Origin of the sequence: Acidipropionibacterium virtanenii (genome assembly GCF_003325455.1) — a bacterium.
Classification (GTDB): Bacteria; Actinomycetota; Actinomycetes; order Propionibacteriales; family Propionibacteriaceae; genus Acidipropionibacterium; species Acidipropionibacterium virtanenii.
In genome coordinates this window covers 743,547-763,019 of the sequence record NZ_CP025198.1, presented here as the reverse complement: position 1 = coordinate 763,019, position 19,473 = coordinate 743,547, and the positions used below count along the sequence as shown (strand labels likewise).

The 19,473-nt window shown below is 66.0% G+C and carries 17 protein-coding genes; 1 reads left to right on the top strand and 16 read right to left on the bottom strand.

Going from position 1 to position 19,473, the window contains the following annotated elements:
- Positions 1-26: 26 nt before the first annotated feature.
- The 7 genes from JS278_RS03365 to JS278_RS03340 all read right to left on the bottom strand — a co-directional run bounded on the left by JS278_RS03365 (position 27) and on the right by JS278_RS03340 (position 9,836).
- The gene (locus tag JS278_RS03365; protein WP_147243140.1) at positions 27-2,669 is read right to left on the bottom strand and encodes a Z1 domain-containing protein; all 2,643 of its coding nucleotides are present in this window, start codon (positions 2,667-2,669) and stop codon (positions 27-29) included.
- A gap of 9 nt (positions 2,670-2,678) precedes the next feature.
- Entirely contained in the window at positions 2,679-3,050 is a 372-nt protein-coding gene (locus JS278_RS03360) for a very short patch repair endonuclease (RefSeq protein WP_114043962.1), read from the bottom strand.
- A 50-nt stretch (positions 3,051-3,100) separates the two neighbouring features.
- Positions 3,101-5,002: a DNA cytosine methyltransferase gene (locus JS278_RS03355; RefSeq protein WP_114043961.1), complete on the bottom strand. Its 1,902-nt coding sequence runs from the start codon at positions 5,000-5,002 to the stop codon at positions 3,101-3,103.
- Positions 5,003-5,293: 291 nt separating this feature from the next.
- Positions 5,294-6,295: an efflux MFS transporter permease gene (locus JS278_RS03350; RefSeq protein ID WP_220150031.1), complete on the bottom strand. Its 1,002-nt coding sequence runs from the start codon at positions 6,293-6,295 to the stop codon at positions 5,294-5,296.
- Positions 6,292-6,552 carry an MFS transporter gene (locus JS278_RS16555; RefSeq protein WP_220150030.1) on the bottom strand — a complete coding sequence of 87 codons (261 nt, stop codon included), beginning with the start codon at positions 6,550-6,552 and terminating at the stop codon, positions 6,292-6,294. The genes JS278_RS03350 and JS278_RS16555 overlap by 4 nt, the downstream gene beginning before the upstream one ends.
- A gap of 141 nt (positions 6,553-6,693) precedes the next feature.
- A complete protein-coding gene (locus tag JS278_RS03345) occupies positions 6,694-9,219 on the bottom strand; it encodes an ATP-dependent Clp protease ATP-binding subunit (RefSeq protein ID WP_114043960.1) in 2,526 nt (841 codons plus the stop codon).
- A 296-nt stretch (positions 9,220-9,515) separates the two neighbouring features.
- Positions 9,516-9,836, bottom strand: a complete 321-nt coding sequence (locus JS278_RS03340; protein WP_114043959.1) for a histone-like nucleoid-structuring protein Lsr2 — start codon at positions 9,834-9,836, stop codon at positions 9,516-9,518.
- A 332-nt stretch (positions 9,837-10,168) separates the two neighbouring features.
- Between JS278_RS03340 and JS278_RS03335 the strand changes: the two genes are divergently transcribed.
- On the top strand, positions 10,169-11,323 hold the full coding sequence (locus JS278_RS03335; protein ID WP_114043958.1) for an NADH-quinone oxidoreductase subunit D-related protein: 1,155 nt from the start codon (positions 10,169-10,171) through the stop codon (positions 11,321-11,323).
- A 58-nt stretch (positions 11,324-11,381) separates the two neighbouring features.
- Here the strand turns inward: JS278_RS03335 and JS278_RS03330 are convergent, their stop codons facing one another.
- From JS278_RS03330 to ftsH, 9 genes are all read right to left on the bottom strand, one after another.
- A complete protein-coding gene (locus JS278_RS03330) occupies positions 11,382-11,978 on the bottom strand; it encodes a cell division topological specificity factor MinE (protein WP_245935260.1) in 597 nt (198 codons plus the stop codon).
- A gap of 181 nt (positions 11,979-12,159) precedes the next feature.
- Positions 12,160-12,675: a DUF3180 domain-containing protein gene (locus JS278_RS03325; RefSeq protein ID WP_114043956.1), complete on the bottom strand. Its 516-nt coding sequence runs from the start codon at positions 12,673-12,675 to the stop codon at positions 12,160-12,162.
- A complete protein-coding gene (gene folK / locus JS278_RS03320) occupies positions 12,672-13,235 on the bottom strand; it encodes a 2-amino-4-hydroxy-6-hydroxymethyldihydropteridine diphosphokinase (protein WP_114043955.1) in 564 nt (187 codons plus the stop codon). Before folK ends, JS278_RS03325 begins: the two co-directional genes overlap by 4 nt.
- A complete protein-coding gene (gene folB, locus JS278_RS03315) occupies positions 13,232-13,606 on the bottom strand; it encodes a dihydroneopterin aldolase (protein ID WP_114043954.1) in 375 nt (124 codons plus the stop codon). Before folB ends, folK begins: the two co-directional genes overlap by 4 nt.
- Positions 13,607-13,734: 128 nt before the next feature.
- Positions 13,735-14,547: a dihydropteroate synthase gene (gene folP / locus JS278_RS03310; RefSeq protein ID WP_425451489.1), complete on the bottom strand. Its 813-nt coding sequence runs from the start codon at positions 14,545-14,547 to the stop codon at positions 13,735-13,737.
- A gap of 123 nt (positions 14,548-14,670) precedes the next feature.
- Entirely contained in the window at positions 14,671-15,294 is a 624-nt protein-coding gene (locus tag JS278_RS03305) for a hypothetical protein (RefSeq protein ID WP_114043952.1), read from the bottom strand.
- On the bottom strand, positions 15,294-16,391 hold the full coding sequence (locus JS278_RS16320; protein ID WP_245935183.1) for an OmpA family protein: 1,098 nt from the start codon (positions 16,389-16,391) through the stop codon (positions 15,294-15,296). The genes JS278_RS03305 and JS278_RS16320 overlap by 1 nt, the downstream gene beginning before the upstream one ends.
- A 161-nt stretch (positions 16,392-16,552) precedes the next feature.
- The gene (gene folE / locus JS278_RS03295) at positions 16,553-17,158 is read right to left on the bottom strand and encodes a GTP cyclohydrolase I FolE (RefSeq protein ID WP_114046088.1); all 606 of its coding nucleotides are present in this window, start codon (positions 17,156-17,158) and stop codon (positions 16,553-16,555) included.
- A gap of 62 nt (positions 17,159-17,220) precedes the next feature.
- On the bottom strand, positions 17,221-19,467 hold the full coding sequence (gene ftsH, locus JS278_RS03290) for an ATP-dependent zinc metalloprotease FtsH (protein ID WP_114043951.1): 2,247 nt from the start codon (positions 19,465-19,467) through the stop codon (positions 17,221-17,223).
- Positions 19,468-19,473: the final 6 nt, after the last annotated feature.

Genomic DNA, 19,473 nt, shown 5'->3' with positions numbered 1-19,473 from the left:
CGACCTGTAGACCTGAAGTGACGCAGTCACTCCTCCACCCCCTCCAGAACGTCCTCCTCGTCCTCAGGCGAGGTGGGTTCAACCAATGGCCTCACAGACACGAAGGAGTCATCGAGACGACCTTCACCGTCGACGTCCGGGAACACGATCCCGAACGCCACAAGATCCTCGCCCGCGTCCATCGGCATATCGGCTCGGCGACTCGGTTTATCCGGAGTCCCGTCCGTGGCCACGGCCCGATTACTCAGCGGGTACAGCACGAGGAGACCCTTGCGGTTCCCGAATCTCCGTCTGATCGCGATCTTGTCGCCCTCATCGTCGGGGGCCTGATCCGGGTAGACCGAGGGGTCGATATCGACGATCCTGTCCATCGGGGACATCACAGCCTTGAAATCGAGCTTCGCCGGCTCCGCCCCCGCCTTGAGGGGTGTACGGGCCAGCTTGGCAACCGTGACCCCTCCCAAGCCGAACTCGCCGTACTGCTCGACTGCCCCGTCCGTCGGATTGCCCATCAGCACGACGTTCCAACTGGAGCCGGCCGCATACTTCGCCATCCAGTCATCCATCGCGGCAGCACGGTCCGCCCTCGTGAATGTCTTGAGATCTTCCTGATAGCGGAAGGACTTCAGGAACCCGCGGACAGCATCGTTGTCCACTCCTCGTGCGATCATCGCGGCCATCCCCTTGCGCAACGGCTCGAACTGAGCGTCCCTCACCATGACATCCGCGGCCAGCTTGTTGTGCGCTGTGACGTCGGGTCTACCATCCATCAGGAAGGTCTGGAGACGTACTCCGCTCATCCCCACCTGCACCAGCCAAGCGTTGTGCATCTTGCCCGCGCCGGTGATCTCGAGGCGACCGGGATGCGTCCTCACCTTGAGACCGACCTCGGCCGGCGTGTACTCCGACCCTCTGATGGATCTGATCTCGTCACGTAGGTCGTTCTCCACCCTGGCCAGGAATGCGTAATCCTGATCCAGCCCCTTGGTCAACCAGATCCTGGGTAGGTCGTCATATCCCGTCCGGTAGCCGAACCACCGACCCATCTGCATGAGCGTGTCGTAGGCGTTGCTCGTCCTGGTGAAGTAGGAGACGACAAGTCCTTCGAGTGTCAGGCCACGGGCCAGCGTGCCGCCACCCACAGCGATGACAGTACGAGGATGATCGTCGTCATAGTTGAGCCGGTCCGCGGAACGCCCGTTGTCGACGATGACCTCGACATCTCGGAGAATACCGGGAATCTGCTGGCGCACCGCCTCCCACTCCGGCACACCCTCCACCTCGGCGCTCACGACACGCCCTGACTCCTGTTCCCAGGACTCCTTGAACCTCGTCAGATCTCCTCGCCGGACCTGCTGCTCCATCTCTGCGCAGAGATCAACGAGCCGGGACTGCATCGCAAAATGCGGAGCCGTGTAATGGGTGGTGTGGACCAGCATGGATGAATGGTCCCGTTGACCCCTCACACGGCGAATCGCGGACGCGACGATGAACCACTCGACCGCGTCCACCAAGGTGCCGGGCAGGTCCGGGTCGAACTCCGCGCGAATGTCGGGCTTCGACGGCGGCTTGAGACCATCGGCGTCCGTCACGGCCCGCACCATGTCGAGCCCGTCCTCGTCAAGGCCAGGATGATCGGGGTCGGTGCTCGCCAGACCGAACACTCGCTCAGCACCGAAATAGCCGGTCCCTGGCTCAAGGCTGTAGACGAAGTCGGACGGGAAGAGATCCTCGCCGTCATCCGGGTCCATCAGCACATTGGCGAAAGGAGTGGCGGTGTAGGCCACATAGGACCCGACAGACACCAGATTCCAGATCTCGCGGAGCTTCTTGTTGATCTCGGAGATCTTCTCCTTGTCGGCCTGGGAGTTGGGCGTGGCCTGATCTGCCTCGTCATCGATGATGAGGATCGGACAGCGCCGACGGGCCTCAATCGGCATCTGGCTGAGGCTCCACCGGAGATTCTCAAGTCGGGTCTTGTTCTTCTTGACCACCGCACAGCCCCAGAGCAGGCTCTTCCTCCCGAAGGTCGCCTGGAGATTCGGGTCCTTGTTGAAGTCCTGGTCGCCGACGAAAGTCAGGGGCTTCCACGCCTCAGGGTCAATGAAGAGATCGTGATCCAACCTGCTCTGCGTCTGCTCCCGGAGGTTGTTATTGATGCCGGAGAGCACGATGACGAAGCGGTATCCGGCATCCATCGCCCGTGCGACCACCCCGGCGAAGTGGCGTGTCTTCCCGGACTGCACATTGCCCATCACCAAGCCCTTGCGCCGGGCACCGTACTCGTTCGGGTCGGCCAGCAGCCTCGCCACGTCGTAGGTTGTGCGCTCCAACTCGTCCAGCCCGGGCGCATCCTTGCGCGTCAGCTGATCGAAATACCGGTCCCAGCACTCGGTGGTCGGCGGATGCACCAGAGAGGAAAGGCTGGAGCTTCGGTACCGGCTCCCGTCGATCACCGCTCGAGGGATGACAAGGTCAGAGCGCTCCTCGGCAGCCAGTTCAGTCAACACCCATTCGACGTGGTCACGTCGAACAGTCCGGTGCATCTGCAGGAATCTCTCGGCGGCCTCTGGGTATGGCACTCGCTTGGCCTCGACGATCCTCCCGAGTTCGTCCCGGATCAGCTCTGCCATGCCCTCACCAGGAACAGCGTCTTCGCTATCACTCATGGCCACAGGCTATCGGTTCGCTATGACGCTTTTGACCCGAGCCGTCTCCTCGTCCAGATCCTCGTGCTCCCAGAACCGCAGGACCGTCCACCCCTGGCTCTTCAGAAGCGCCGTCGTCTCGATGTCACGCTGGCGGTTCTTCGCCAACTTCGTCGCCCACCACTGACTGTTGTGTTTGGGCGCAACGCCGTGCTCTGGGCAGCCGTGCCAGAAGCATCCGTCGATGAACACAGCGACCCTCCGGCCGGGAAAGGCGATGTCAATTGTCCTGTGCGGAGCGCCGGGCACCTTGTAATTGACCCGGTAGCGCAGACCTTCTGCGAACAGGATCTTCCTCAGCGCGACTTCCGGCGCAGTGTCCTTGCGTCGCTGCGTCTCCATCTGCCTCCGCACGACCTCGGACGGAGGCTCTGGTATTCCAACCATCCCGATCAGCCCGCAACCAGCCGCAACTGGCGTTCTCCAGCTCTGTTCTGGAGTTCCTGCTCAGCGAAACTGCGGAAGTCATCCAACAGGCAGCTCTCACTGTCCTGGGAACCTGATCTGCTGATGTCCTTCCCGATCAGTCGGAGGGCCGCGACCCTGATAGAGGCTGCAGAGCCGGACCCGACAAGGTTGGCAAGATCGACCAGCCCGTTCGTCCCACGATTCCTTTTGTCGGAGTCTGTTCCAAGAATGCGAGCCGCGGCACGGACAGGCGCCGGGCGACGCATCAGCACATCCTTTCCTTTAAGGAGGTCGAACACCTCCCTCTCAGCATCGCCCAACTCATCGACCATCTTGTCAAGCTGATCTCTGTTCTCTGGACCGCACAGTCTGAGAAGCTTCCCCAATTGTCTCTTCTGGCCGACAGTCGTCGCTGCATAGACGCACTCCTGCAACAGCTCAGGTGTGAGCGTCTTTCTGCCGAGCAGCGGCCTGGCTGCATGACACAAGTTCTCGTCACTCGTGTAGCACCGTGTCTGGAGCGCCATCGCCAGTGCCACCAGATCCGTCATCCTGGGCCCTGGGAACCAGGGCTCGAATATTCCTTGGGCCTGCCGCATGCCCCACTTCAGCAGCATCTCCTTGGCTATCGTGCTGCCACAAGTGGTGCGCTCAGGCAGGCACTTCGACAAGGCACTTGCAGCGGCTTTGCCCAGCAGCGGCGGGACCGCATTGCCAATCTGCTTGAAGGCGTCCGACCGGGTCCCCGCGAACCTGAAACGGTCAGGGAAGGTCTGAATCCGGGCAGCCTCGCGGACGGTCAGCGTCCGATCCTCCCACGGATGGATGTACCAGTACCCGTCCTTGGCGATGTGCGCTGTGATAGACCTGCTGAGCCCGTCCACGTCCAGACGGTGATACTTGTCAGTGAAACTGTTAACTTTGTAGCGACGCAGTTCCCTCGGGATCTCCGAATAGAGCATCCCTTTTTTCAATCTTTTGAAGACTTCTAGGTCGTCATTCCGGACAGCCCTGGTCATGTGATCATAGAGGACGCCGTCGGATCCCTCACGCATCAGATTCTCAAACGGAGTCTTCGGGGTTGTTGTGTACGACATCTTCCGCCGTCCAACCCCACCGTTGAGGTTTGGCAGATCTCCGAGCACATCCCTGAGCTTCAGAGGCTTCTGGGCATCGGGCCAGCGCATCACCTTGCCATCCCTGCGTGCGAGCAGGATCATCCGCTGCCGGTGCTGGGGCACGCCGAACTGCCACGCATTGGCCAAGTTGATGCTGGTCTCGTAACCATCTTCCTCGAGAGTTTCCGCAATACGTCGTATGACTTCAAAATCGTCACCAAGACCCATATCAGGCACGTTCTCCATGAGAATCGCGCGGGGTCTCAATCCTTGTGCTACCGATAGGAAACCTCTCCATAGTTCCTTGCGCGGGTCGATCTGCGCTCTCTCACCCGCATCCACCAAGCTACGGATCTTCGCCCGGCCGGCACGACTGAACGGCTGGCAGGGCGGGCCTCCTGCGACCAAATCAACTGTCACGTCGTTCTTCCTGAAAAGGTCCACAAACTCTTTCTGGACGTCCTCGTCACCGAGGTCCCAGTCGAGCGCGAGCCCACCGAAGTTGTGACGATGGGTCTCAAGAGCCGCCTGATAATGATCCACGGACGCGGCGACTGTCCACCCCGCCTCCTCCAGCCCAAGGCTCAGCCCGCCGGCTCCCGCGAAGAGATCGACTGCAAGGTCCTCGCCCCGGTCGGCATGTTCTCGGCACCATCTGCCGAAACCAGTGACGGAGGCCGCGTCTGGACGCCCGTCCTCATCAAAACTGAGGTAGGAACTCCTCACGGTCTTCACCCCAATGGTCGACACCGAGCCTCTTCCCTTCATTCTGCCGCGCAGTGTGAGCTGTCTGCCCCAGGATCACGCGTTCCGCACTCACTTGTCAACGGGAAGACCGTCAACAGTGTGAACACGCTAACCGAGGCCACCGACAAATCGACATGTGTAGCCCAGAGCATGAGCCGAGGTCCAACTCTACCGATCCGCACGCGACCACGCCCCCTCCCGGCCGGACCAGTCATGGCAGCGGCTCACGCGCCCGACAACGGCACCGTATCCAGCACCCTGCCGACGTCGTCCTCCCGGCGGCCGCCCAGACCAACAGCGCCGCCGGACGACTCACAGTCCTGCGCGGTCGCGGGAGAGTCTGATTCCTGCGATGACGAGAAGCGAGGCGACGACGGTCAGGGCGATCCCGGCGCCGGTGACGGCGGTGTCGAACTGGGCGTACTGGTGGGCGTCCCAGTTCCCGCCGGTCAGAGTGCCGGTGAACAGTGCGGTCAGGAGGGTGCCCGCGAGAGCCAGCCCGACGGAGGTACCGACCTGTCCTGCGGTGTCGGCGAGGGCAGCTCCGATGGTGGTGCGGTCGTCGGGCAGTCCGCGCATGACGTTCGTACCGGCGACGACCCCGACGACGCGCATCCCGGTGGCGACGAGCATGAGCGCGACGGCGATCCAGGCATAGCCGTGTGTGCCGAGCAGGCCGTAGACGGCGAGTCCCGCGACGATCACGGCCGATGAATACCACGCGGCCCTCGTCATCCCGGTGCGGGCGATCAACGGACGGATCAGAACCCCGCCCGCGATGAGCACGACGACCTGCGGCAGCATGCCCAGGGCGGCCCGCCCGGGGGTCCATCCGTCGGCGAGTTGCAGGTGCAGCGTCACGAGGTATCCGAGCGATCCGATCGCCAGGGAGCCTGCCGCCTTGAACAAGAGCCCGCCGGCGACCAGCGGGCGGGCGACCAGGCGCAGGTCGATCATGGGGTGCGGGGCGCGGCACTCGCGCAGGACGAACAGCGCCCCGGCGATCCCGGCGCTGGCGAGTGCCGCCCACGGCCAGACCGATGTGGTGCCGGTCTCGGTGAACAGCGTCGGGGCGAGCAGGACGACGATCACGGTCATGGTGCCCAGCACTGCCCCGGTGATGTCGATGGGAGCACGGTGGAGGTCCTCCGGGCGGTCGGCGGGGATGCCGGTGCGGATGCCGATCAGGGCGAAGATCGCGATCGGCGTATTGATCCCCAGGAGCATCTGCCATGGGGCGACAGCCAGCAGGAATCCCCCGGCGACCGGGCCGATGGCCATGCCGACGAGCCCGACCGTGGAGATGACGTTCATCGCCCGGACGCGCAGCTCGTCAGTCTCGAACAGGCGGGGAAGGCCAGCGCCATCGAGCCCGGGGCGGTCATGGTCGCGGCGATCCCGGTGATCGCGCGGATGGCGATCACCTGCCAGACCGCCGTCACCAGCAGCGTAGACAGACTGGCTGCAGCCAGCAGGCCCAGGCCGAGGAGCATCGTGCGACGCCGGCCGAAGCGGTCGGCCAGTGCACCGAGCGGGACCATGAGTCCGCCGAAGATCAGCGTGTACGACATCGTGATCCACTCCAGGGCGGTGCCCGAGGCGGTGCGAGCGGACGGGGCCAGAAGCCGCGGGCCGACGCTCAACGCACCGATGGCCCCGCCATTCCTGGCGGGGCCATCGGGCTATGAGGTTGTGGATGGATCAGACGAGCCTCAGGAGGCGTCGCTCTCCGAACCGCCGCTGGTCAACTCGGCCGGCACCTCGTCGGGGAGCTCCTCGCGGGCCGTCCCGGTGAAGGTGAAGGGCTGCTCCGAGCCCTCCGGGGCGACGTCCACCAGGACGATCTGTCCCGGCTTCACCTCCCCGAAGAGGATCTTCTCGGCGAGCACGTCCTCGACGTCGCGCTGGATCGTCCGGCGCAGCGGCCGGGCGCCCATCAGCGGGTCGAAGCCCCGATCGGCCAGCAGCTGCTTGGCGGCCGGCGTCACCTCGACGCTCATGTCCTTGTCCGCCAGGCGATCCTCCAGCTCGCCGACCATCAGGTCGACAATCCGCAGGACGTCGTCGTGGCTCAGCTGGTGGAAGACGATGATCTCGTCGAGACGGTTGAGGAACTCGGGACGGAAGTGCCCCTTCAGCTCCTCGGTCACCTTGGCCTTCATCCTCTCGTAGCTGGACTCCTCGTCCCCGGCCTTCGAGAAGCCGAGGTTGACGCTCTTGGAGATGTCGCGGGTGCCGAGGTTGGTGGTGAGCACGATGACCGTGTTCTTGAAGTCCACCACGCGGCCCTGGGCATCGGTCAGACGCCCCTCGTCGAGGATCTGCAGCAGCGAGTTGAAGATGTCGGGGTGAGCCTTCTCGATCTCGTCGAAGAGGATCACCGAGAACGGCTTGCGGCGCACCTTCTCGGTGAGCTGCCCGCCCTCCTCGTACCCGACGAAGCCTGGCGGGGATCCGAACATCCGCGACGCCGTGTGCTTCTCGGAGTACTCCGACATGTCCAGCGTGATGAGGGCGTCCTCGTCGCCGAACAGGAACTCGGTGAGCGCCTTGGTGAGCTCGGTCTTGCCGACGCCCGAAGGCCCGGCGAAGATGAACGAGCCCATCGGACGCTTCGGATCCTTCAGGCCAGCACGGGTACGGCGGATCGACCGCGACAGCGCCTTGACGGCGTCGGTCTGGCCGACGTACCGCTTGCCGATCTCATCCTCCATGTGGAGCAGCCGCTCGGACTCCTCCTCGGTGAGCTTGAAGACCGGAATGCCGGTGGAGCTGGAGAGCACCTCGGCGATCTCCTCCTCGCCGACCACTGCCGGCACCGAGGAATCACCTGCCTTCCACTCCTCCTCCTTGGCCTCGCGCTCGGAGATGAGCTTCTTCTCGTCATCGCGCAGACCGGCGGCGCGCTCGAAGTCCTGAGCGTCGATCGCCGACTCCTTGTCGATGCGCACCTGGGCGATCTTGTCGTCGATCTCGCGCAGGTCCGGCGGCGCCGTCATCCGACGGATCCGCATCCGGGCCCCGGCCTCGTCGATCAGATCGATGGCCTTGTCGGGCAGGAAGCGATCCTGCACGTAGCGGGCCGACAGGTTCGCCGCGGCCGCGATGGCCTCGTCGGTGATGGTGATCTTGTGGTGCGCCTCGTACTTGTCGCGCAGCCCCTTGAGGATCTCGATGGTCAGCGGCACCGAGGGCTCGGCCACCTGGATCGGCTGGAACCGGCGCTCCAGGGCGGCGTCCTTCTCGATGTGCTTGCGGTACTCGTCGAGAGTCGTGGCACCGACGGTCTGCAACTCGCCGCGGGCCAGCATCGGCTTGAGGATGCTGGCGGCGTCGATGGCCCCCTCGGCGGCACCCGCACCCACCAGGGTGTGGATCTCGTCGATGAACAGGACGATGTCGCCGCGGTTCTTGATCTCCTTGAGGACCTTCTTCATCCTCTCCTCGAAGTCGCCGCGGTAGCGGGAGCCCGCCACCATCGAACCGAGATCGAGACTGTAGATCTGCTTGCCGCGCAGCGTCTCGGGGACGTCGCCGCGCACGATCGCCTGGGCCAGCCCCTCGACGCACGCCGACTTGCCGACGCCGGGCTCGCCGATCAGGACGGGGTTGTTCTTGGTACGACGGCTCAGGACCGTCATCACCCGCTCGATCTCGGTCTCGCGGCCGATCACCGGATCGAGCTCGCCCTCCTTCGCGGCCTGGGTCAGGTTGCGACCGAACTGGTCGAGCACCGTCGCATTGGACTGGGAGGGCCCGACGTCGGGAGCGCCGGCGGTAGCGGCCTCCTTGTCGTTGCCCTGGAACCCCTGCAGCAGCTGCAGCACGGTGTTGCGCACCGTGTTGAGATCGGCGCCCAGCCGGATCAGCACCTGGGCCGCCACCCCCTCGCCCTCGCGGATCAGCCCGAGCAGGATGTGCTCGGTGCCGATGTACGAGTGGTTCATCTGCAGGGCCTCACGCAGACTCAGCTCCAGAACCTTCTTGGCTCGCGGGGTGAACGGGATATGGCCGGTCGGCGTGTTGTTGCCGTGACCGATGATCTCCTCCACCTGGGCTCGAACAGCCTCGAGGGAGATGTCGAGGGACTCGAGGGCCTTGGCGGCCACTCCCTCCCCCTCGCTGATGAGTCCCAGCAGGAGGTGCTCAGTACCGATGTAATTGTGGTTCAGGGCCTTGGCCTCGTCCTGGGCCAGGACGACGACCCGACGCGCCCGGTCTGTGAACCGTTCGAACATGAAGTCTCCTCTTAACGGGACCGGATCACCCCCGAGGGGGCGATCACTGTCCTTGACAGTCTAGAAGCAGAAGCCAATCGATCCCGACCGGCTCCGCCTCCGCATACGCACCGGACAACGCCCCGGGCGGCTCAGCCACTCCCGGCGTTCGCCCCCCGCGCAACTGAACTTGAGCGACGTCGGCTCAAGTCCTCGTCATCAGCCTCGAACGGGCCGCCCCCGGACAGCGCGGACGGGATGGATGAACCAGGAGTCATCCATCCCGTCCGCGCATCGGGAGGTCTCGGCCGAATGAATCAGGCGTGAGCCCTCTCATAGGCGGCGCGAATCTCATTCGAGACCCGGCCGCGGGACGAAACCTCAAGCCCCTCGGACTGAGCCCAGGAGCGAATCTCATTGGCGGTCGGGCCACCGACGGGACGACGCCCACGAGTGCGACGGCCACCAGTACGACGAGCGGCCCCAATCCACGGTCCGAGCTCATCGCGAAGCTTCTGGGCGTTATCTGCGGACAGATCGACGGAGTAGTTCACCCCATCGATCGAAAAGACGACCGATTCGTCGGCCGGGGAACCATCAAGATCGTCGACAAGGTCGACGCGAACCCTCTGTGCCATGGCGTTCCTTTCATGCAACGGGCACGATCCGGACCATCACGGTCCGTCTCACTTCCTGCACAATATTATGGAATAGGCTCACACACAATCAAGTCCTCGAAGGAAATCCTCAGGAATCTCTATTCGCTCACATGTGGAGTGCAACTGGGACGAGTGCAGCCCTACGGATCCCAAATCGCCCCATCCCCGCATTGGCCGTACCTTCGAGCGGTCCACGCCGACGTCACTGACACAGTATGCCGCACTCGGCGCCCCGGTCGATACTCACCAGGGCCTACCCACCCGCCGACCCCGGATTCTCCCCGCACCGCCACAGGGTGCAGTCTTGACGCGTGCCCGACGACTTCAACCGGCTGCTGACCGTGGGTTCTCTGCCTCCCCCGCCCTCCGACCTGACCGCAGCGCATATCGACCTGGGACCCGATCATCCCACCCGCCCCGGACTCGTCACAATTCCCGTCCATGTTGAGGACGGCCGCCTGACGCGTGCCAAAGTCGAGATCGGCTATCTGCACCGCGGCGCCGAAAAGCTCTTCGAGGTCCGGGACTACCGCCAACTGATCATGCTGGCCTCCCGCCATGACTGGCAGGCGCCATTTGTCGGGGAGCTCGGCGCAGCCGTCGTCGTCGAGCGAGCCCTGGGTTTGGTCTGCCCGCCACGAGTCACATGGATACGGACCCTTCTCATGGAGTTCTCCCGGATCTCCAGTCACCTCGCTTTCCTGTCCTGGCTGCCTTACGCCGACGATGACGTCGCGACGGCCCGCTCGCTGCACACCTGCCTGGCCTCCGCCCATGTTTTGTGGGAGGAGCTCAGCGGCAATCGAGTGCATCCGATGATCACCCGCATCGGCGGTATCTCGGTCGACGTCGAATCCGCCTGGTCCGACCACCTCGAGGAATGGCTCGAGGCCGCGACAGCCGTCGCTGAATCGCTCCGCACGCTTATCCGCAGCCCGCAAATGCGCCGACGCACCGCGGGGATTGCCGTCCTGCGCCCCGACGACGTCGACGCATTCGGTCTCTCAGGGCCCGTGGCCCGCGCCACGGGCCTCCAGATCGACGACCGGTGGCGGCCGGGCCATCTGGCCCACCACGGCCTCGTCCCGGCGCCCGTCGACGCCCCTACGGACGGGGACGCCCACTCGCGGTTCAGCTGGCTCATCGGCGAGATCGGGCAGTCTGCCGATCTGTGCCGCCAGGTGATGAGGGCCCTGCCCGGCGTCAACGGCCCGCTGGAGACCCACCTGCCCACCGTGGTCCGCACTCCGCGAGGGACGACGTGGTCGGCCCTGGAGGCCCCGTGGGGGCAGGCGGGCTACCTCCTCGTGTCCAACGGCGGCTCCACCCCCGGACGGCTGGCCCTGCGCACCCCCACCTTCGCCGACGTCGCCGCCCTGGAGCACATCCTTCCCGGTACCCGTCTGGACGACGTCCCGGCCGCCATCGCCTCCCTGGGATGGACGCTGGGCGATCTGGATAAATGAGGAACTCCCCGGCGTTCGCCGGGGAGTTCCTTGAAATCTATGAGTGGCTGCGAATGACTCAGGCGTGCCGCCGCTCGTCGTGAGAGATCTCGGGGAAGGCGACCCGCGACAGATCCACGATCGTCGAATCGTTGCCGTTCTCCCAGATGTCCTCCGCACTGGGGACACCGGCATCAGCCACCGTGCGAGCCGGAAGGTCCACCACCTGGCCCTGCTCGGCGTCGGCCAGCACACCGGCGAGCTCGGTCTCCAGCTCGGCGATCCGCGACTCGAGGGAATTGATCTTCTTGTTGCCGGCCGCCACCTTGTACTGGAGAGCGGCCTTGTCACCCCGAAGTGTCGACAGCTCGTTCTCGGCGCGATCCAGCTTGGTGCGGGCGTCCGACAGGGTCTTCGACAGCATCCCGACGCGGTTGGCGAAGGTGTCGATCATCTCCATCGACTCCTTGTGGTGGCGCTGCTCCTGCTCCACCGCCGACTGGCGCATCGCCTTCAGCTCGGCCAGGTGGCTGATCCGCAGATTCTCGACCTGGCGCCACGCCATCAGAACCGACACCCATGCCACGACCAGGGCGACGAGCACCCCCGCCCGGGCGGCCCAGACAGAGGGAATGACAGCGCAGGCGATCGCCAGCACTGTGCACACGATCAGCATCGCAAGAACGCTCTGCCGCTCGTTGGACTTCTTACTGACTCGTTTCCCCTGTACGCCGCTCACGGGGACATCTTAACAAGATCATTCACAACCCGATCGTCAACTGACGGTGTGTCCGATCAGCCTGAGGCCGAATCCCAGGCCCTGGGCACCCGGCGCACAATCGCCCCGCGACGTCCCCTCAGGTCGCCTCATCGCCGTCGTGCGGCACCCGGCAGGCCGACTCCAGACGCCACCCGGCCCAGGCCAGCAGCGCGCACACCACGGCAGTGACCCCGCCGCGAACCACTCTCTGGCGCGGATACGGAACGGAGAGCTGGCCGACGAAATGCGCCATGTAGACCAGGCAGGCCCCGACCAGGGCCGCACCGGTGAGGATCACCGCCTTCGACAGGGCGACACTCACGAGTCCCTCCGTCGGTGGGACCTCGCGATGAGGATCGGCCACCTTGGCCCGCAGCTGCCGCGCGTACATCCAGATCGCCACGGCCACCAGGCCCAGGATCGCCGGCAGGGACCACGGCAGCACCGGCATGAATGAGTCGGTGACGACGAAGACGCTCATCAACAACCATCCCAGCGCGGCCCCGCACAGGGCCGCGATCACCACAGTCCGACGGTCGGTGGGAGTCAGATTCCCGGGCTGCTGATCACGGCGGGGCTCGGGAGAGTCATCCGGCGGCAGGGACCGCGTCACGACAGCGTGACCTCCGGACCGACCGGACGCACCCCGGAGGTGTCGAGCCCCGCGATCAGGTCGGCGATCGGGCCGTGACCCTCCAGCACCGCCCCCGGCTCGACGTCATGCCACGGCACGAGGACGAACGCCCGCTCGTGGGCGCGCGGATGCGGGATCCTCAGATCCGGCTCGTCGATCGTCAGCGGACCGACCTGGATGAGGTCGACGTCGACGGTGCGCGGGCCGTTGACCTCCAGCCTCTCCCGGCCGAACGCCTCCTCGATGGCCAGTGCCCGCTCGAGCAGGGTCCGGGCCGTCAGAGTCGACTCCATCACCAGAACCAGGTTGTGGAAATCGGGCTGGTCGACCTTTCCGACCGGCTCGGTCAGATACACCGGGGAGATCCCCACGGGAATCATATTGGGGGTGTCGCGCAGCTGGTCGACCGCACCCTGAAGGGTCTCCAGGGTGTCGCCGAGATTGGCGCCGAGGCTGAACACGACCGTGCGCAGCGGCCTCATCGCGCCGAGGGTCTCCACATGGATTCCCGGCGCAGCAGTGTCTTTGGGAAGGCTCATTGACGACTCCTCGTAAGTGCTACGGCGACATCTGCCAGCGGGACGCCGACCGGGGCATGGGGTTTGTGGACAGTGATCGACACCGCACGGATCCGGGAGTCCAGAGCCAGGCACCGGTCGGCGATGCGGCCGGTCAGGGTCTCGATGAGATCGACGGGGTCCCCGGTGATCTCTGCGATGACCGCCCGGGCCAGCTCGGCGTAGTTGACGGTGTCGGAAAGCCGATCGGAACCCGTCTCCAGAAGCACGGTGGCGTCGACGTCGACGATGAAGGGCTGCCCCTGCGCCTTTTCAGACGCCAGAACACCATGGTGACCGATGGCGGTGATGCCCGTCAGCCGGATATGCCCCGGATCGTCGCGAATGTCCATGCATCGAGCCTACCTGCGCCCCGGCAGGGCGATCTGCCCCCGGATTCGCCGCTCAACGGCCCTTTTCGTCGCGATCGGGACGAAAACCCCGGTTGAGCGGGAAATCCGGGAACCGCCGCTCGCCGACCTCACCCCTCCCCGAGTCTGGCGAAGACCTCGCAGGCGTCCCGGTTCCCTCGCACCTCATGGGTGCGCACCGCCCAGGCCCCGTGCATCGCGCACCACGCCGTCAGCGCCTGGGTGGCGGCGTCGCGTCCCATCGGCGGGCGGGGGCCGGGCATCGGCGGGCCGGAGGCCAGCAGCGACCCGAGGAATCCCTTGCGGGAGACCCCCCACAGCACCCGCAGGTCACCGAATCCGGCCTGGAACCGGTCGATCCCGCGCAGCAGCTGCCAGTTCTGGGCCCCGTTCTTGGAGAATCCGATTCCCGGATCCACGATGATCCGTTCCCGGGCCACCCCGGCACGCTGCGCCGCCTCGACACGGCTCGCCACCTCGGCGATCACCTCGCCGACCACATCCTGGTAGCTGGTCAGCGAGGGATCCTGCATGGTCGCCGACTGGCCACGCCAGTGCATCACCACATAGTCGACGCCGTGCTCGGCGATGACCGGCAGGATCTGCGGATCGGCCAGCCCCCCCGAGACGTCGTTGATGATCCCCGCCCCCGCCGCGATGGCCGCGGCCGCCACCTGCGAGCGCATCGTGTCGACCGAGATCCGCGCCCCGGATCCGGCGAGCGACTCGACCACCGGCACCACCCTGGCCAGCTCCTCGTCCGCTGTGGTGCGGGCGACCCCGGGCCGGGTGGATTCGCCCCCGATGTCGATGATGTCGGCACCCTCGACGATGAGCTGACGGGCATGGGCGATGGCGTCGTCGCGCTCCAGCCACATCCCGCCGTCCGAGAAGGAGTCGGGGGTGACGTTGACCACGCCCATCACGAGGGTCCGCGACGGGTGTGGTGCAGAAGCTGCCGGGTCGACGTCAGTCACGGGTTCATCATGCCTACCCGCGCAGCGCAGAGGAAACCCGGCGCTCCCCGGCATGCCACGAGGGCGAGGTCAGCTCACCGGAACGGTCACCGTCCTGCCGCCGACGGCCCTCTCGATCCCCACCTGGAAGCTGGCCGTCGAGCCGGGCACCGTGTAACGGGCCTCCATCTGATCGGGATGATCGGTGTTGGTGCTCACGGCCTCGCTCACCACGGCCCACGGCTTCCCGTCGGCTCCGGTGTAGGTGTCGACCAGGTGCTTGGTCCTCGCCGACGGATCGACCAGGTAGGGCACCGTCGTGGGGTCCTGGGACAGCATCACCGTGCCGTCGTCGGGATTGGCGCCCTGAGCCCAGAAGGTGAGTATCAGGGTGTTGCCGCTGCGGTGCAGGCCGGTCACGTGAAGGGTGGTGGTCACCGCCCCCACCATGCCGGGCTTGAACTGCAGGGTGCCGACGTCGGCCGCCGCCGACGGCGCCTTGGCCAGTACCGAGGACGCGGCCTGCTGGGCCTTCGGATCCGCGGACCCCGACGTCGTGGCCACGGACGAGGTGGTCGCCGTGGGGGATGCGGTGACCGAGGAGGCCGATGGGGATGCGGCCGCGGAGCCCTTGGTCTGCGAGCCGTCGCAGGCGGACAGGCCGACCAGCAGACCGGCCGACAGGAGTGCCGCCGGGATGAGTGTGCGTCGCATCAGGACTCCTTCACGGTGATGGTGACCCGGCGGTTCAGCTGGCGTCCGCTCTCGGTGTCGTTGGTGGCGACGGGATCGGCCTCCCCCTTGCCCTGGGAGACGACCTTCGTGCCGGCCGGCAACTGCGGCTGCAGGATCTTCGTCACCGCCGCGGCGCGCCGCTTCGACAGGTCGAGACCGTGGGCGGCGCTGCCGAGATTGTCGGTGTAGCCGGTCACGAGCACCGGGCCGCTCGGCCTCATCGCGGTGATCTTCTTCGCCGCGGCCAGGATCTGGGTCTTCCCGGCCGGCTTGACGACGTCGGAATCCTTGGCGAAGAGCACCTCGGAGTCGAGATCGAGCCTCGACTCCCCTGCCGTCTTCCGCTCGCGCCCCGAGTCGCCCTGGGCCTCGGAGGTGGCCACGACGTCCTTGATGAACAGTGACTGGTTCACCTTCGCCACGGAGGCGGCGTCGATGGCGGGCCAGCCCTGACCCAGATACAACGGATCGAACTGCGGCACGGCCGCCGTCGGCGTCGGGGCACCGGAGGTGATCTTGACGCCGGTGAACAGGTGGTTGGCGACCGAGACGTCGACCGTCGTCACGCCTGAGGGGAGCTTCGGGACGGTGAACCAGCCGATCGTCGCCAGCCCCGGAGTGAGGTTGAACATGGACTTGTAGGCCTGGGCCGAGCAGGCGACGCAGTACTTGCCGGAGATCAGCGGCAGGTAGATCTTGGAGCCCTTCGGATCGATCACGGCCCCGTCATTGGCGCCCGCCACCAGGTTCGGCTCCGTGTAGTGGCCGTTCCCCAGCCGCGATGCGTAGTCGTGTCCGTTCGCATGACTGCCGTACTGGGCGGGGGAGTCCTTCGTGAGGGCGAGCGAGTAGAAGACCGTCGTCGCACCGTCCACCGCATTGACCGAGTGGAGGCTGAGGACGGCCTTCCCCTTGACCCCCTGCTTCTGCGGGCTGAGCCGCAGCTGCCCCTGCACCGGTATCGCCCCGTCATCGGCGCGAGCTGTCGCGGGAACCGCCGAGGCCGCCAGACCAAGGCCTATTGCGAGAGTGAATGCAGCCTTGATTCGGCGGCTGTGAAAATGGACCGTCATCATCTCCCCTGTCGTGACCGGAATGCTCGCATCCTAGCCAGCGCCCGGGTCAGATGCGCCTCAACGCGTAGTGATGTTTCTCACAATGAATTAGTGAGGGGTGATACTTCGAGCGCTATCATGCGCGACGTCACGCATGATTCCGGCCCCATTCCCGGATCATCCTACGAGTGGTTGAGGATGAGCCCCATGGCCTCGGCGCGGGTGGTGGGATCGCGCAGGATTCCCCGGACAGCCGAGGTCACGGTTCTGGATCCGGGCTTGCGGACGCCGCGCATCGTCATGCACATGTGCTCGCACTCGACGACCACGATGACGCCGCGAGCCCCGATGTGCTCCACCAGGGCGTCGGCCACCTGGGTGGTGAGACGCTCCTGGACCTGCGGCCGCTTGGCGTAGGCGTCGACCAGGCGGGCGAGCTTGCTGAGCCCGGTGACCCGCCCCGACGTCGCGGGGATGTAGCCGACGTGAGCCACCCCGGTGAAGGGCAGCAGGTGGTGCTCGCAGAAGGACTGCACCTCGATGTCGCGCACCAGCACCATCTCGTCGTGGTCCATGTCGAAGGTCTTGGCCAGCACCTCCGCCGGATCGGTGCGCATGCCGGCGAACAGCTCCTCCGCGGCCCGGGCGACCCGTCCGGGGGTGTCGCGGAGCCCCTCGCGGTCCGGGTCCTCGCCGATCGCCGCGAGGAACTCCCGGACGGCGGCGGCGGCACGCGCCTCGTCGACCGCGGGATATTCGGCGGCGGGCCCGTCAACCCGTCGATCGATCTGGTCTGGGATCTGCGTCTCTCCGGTGGTCACACGCCGATCCTAGGCACTCAGGGCGACGATCACTGTTTCGGTGCCCACGGGCTCTGCCCACCAGAGCCCTGGCCGCCGGAGTCCTGGGAACCCTGATCGTCGGGATTCTCGCCGCCGTCGTGCCCCGTCCGGCCGTCGCCGCCGGAGCCGGCGGACTTCGGATCCCAGCCCGGCGGCGCCCAGTCGGTGGGCGCATGCCATCCGGGAGCCGGATCCTGGGCGGCCGGATCCTGCCCGGCGGCGGAATCCGCCGAAGCCGATGGACCCGCCGGAGCGGGCGACGCGGACTGTTCAGCCGGCGCTGCCTCCCCGGAGCCGGAGCCCGCACCCGTGCCGATCGCACCCTGGGGATCGGCGGGCGAGGCCACCGCCGGAGGAGTGATCGGGGGGATCGTCGAGGGGATCCGCTTGTCCGAGCCGGTGAAGGAGCCGCGCGAGGGCCACTTCTGCAGAGCCTCGAAGACGTGGGCCACCTCGGCCTTGGAGAGGGTCTCCTTGGCGAAGAGCTGACGCACCAGCTCGTCGAGCACGGGCCTGTTGGCCACCAGGCAGTCGAAGGCCTCCTGGTGGGCGGTCTCCAGCAGCTGGCGCACCTCGGTGTCGACCACCGACGCCGTCTGCTCGGAGTAGTCGCGGTCCTGGCCTGCGGTCATCCCGAGGAAGGGCTCGGAATCCCCCGATCCCAGCTGGACGGTGCCGACCCTGGCCGACAGGCCGTACTGGGTCACCATCGCGCGGGCCACCTTGGTGGCCTTCTCGATGTCGTTGGAGGCTCCGGTCGAGGGATCGTGGAAGATGAGTTCCTCGGCGGCCCGCCCGCCCATCATGTACGCCATCTGATCGAGCAGCTCGCCGCGGGTCTGGGAGTACTTGTCGGCGTCGGGCATCACCATGGTGTAGCCCAGCGCCCGGCCGCGCGGCAGGATCGTGATCTTCTGCACCGGATCGGTGCCCGGCATCGCCGCGGCGACCAGCGCGTGCCCGCCCTCGTGGTAGGCGGTCACGAGTCTCTCGTGGTCGTCCATGATCCGGGTCTTCTTCTGGGGCCCGGCGATCACCCGGTCGATGGCCTCGTCGAGTTCTCCGTTGCCGATCACCGGCAGGTTGTTGCGGGCGGTGAGCAGGGCGGCCTCGTTGAGGACGTTGGCCAGGTCGGCGCCGGTCATCCCGGGAGTCCGCCGGGCGATGCTCGCCAGATCGACGTTGTCGGCCATCGGCTTGCCCTCGGCATGCACCTGGAGGATCTTGACGCGCCCCTCCATGTCGGGGGCCTCGACGCCGATCTGGCGGTCGAAGCGGCCGGGGCGCAGCAGTGCCGGGTCGAGCACGTCGGGCCGGTTGGTGGCGGCGATGAGGATGACGCCGCCGTGGACGTCGAAGCCGTCCATCTCGACGAGCAGCTGGTTGAGCGTCTGCTCGCGCTCGTCGTGCCCGCCGCCCATGCCGGCGCCGCGATGGCGGCCCACGGCGTCGATCTCATCGATGAAGATGATGGCCGGGGCGGCCTCCTTGGCCTGCTCGAACAGATCGCGGACGCGGGAGGCGCCCACGCCGACGAACATCTCGACGAAATCAGAGCCCGAGATCGAGAAGAAGGGGACGCCGGCCTCGCCGGCGACCGCCCTGGCCAGCAGTGTCTTGCCGGTACCGGGAGGCCCGTAGAGCAGGACTCCCTTGGGGATCTTCGCGCCGACCCGCTGGAACTTCGCCGGTTCGGAGAGGAACTCGCGGATCTCCTGGAGCTCGTCGATGGCCTCCTGGACGCCGGCGACATCCTGGAAGGTCGTCTTGGGGGTGTCCTTGGTGCCCACACTGGCCTTGGACTTCCCGAAATTCATGACGCCGCCGCGCCCGCCCATGCCCTGCGCCGCGTTGAAGAACCACAGGAACACCACAATCATGATGACGAACGGCAGCATGTTGACCAGAAGCGACTTCCACACGCTGGGCTGGGGGTTCTCGCCCTTCCAGGTGCCGATGGTCTTGTTCTCGACCCGCTCGTTCAGCTGGTTGATGATCTGGTCGCTCTGATCGCCGACCCAGTACGAACGGAACTGCTCGCCCTTGGAATTGGTGATCTGGATGGTCTGATCGCCGTCGGTCAGGACGACCTCTTTGAGCTTGTCCGTCCCGTTGATCATGGAGATGGCCTGCGATGTGGGAATATCCTTGGCGCCAGCCATGGAACTCGTGAGATTGAGTACCGTGATGATGGCGATGATCGCAAGCAGGATCCACAACAGCGGACCGCGGAATATACGCGACGCGTTTTTCATGTACTG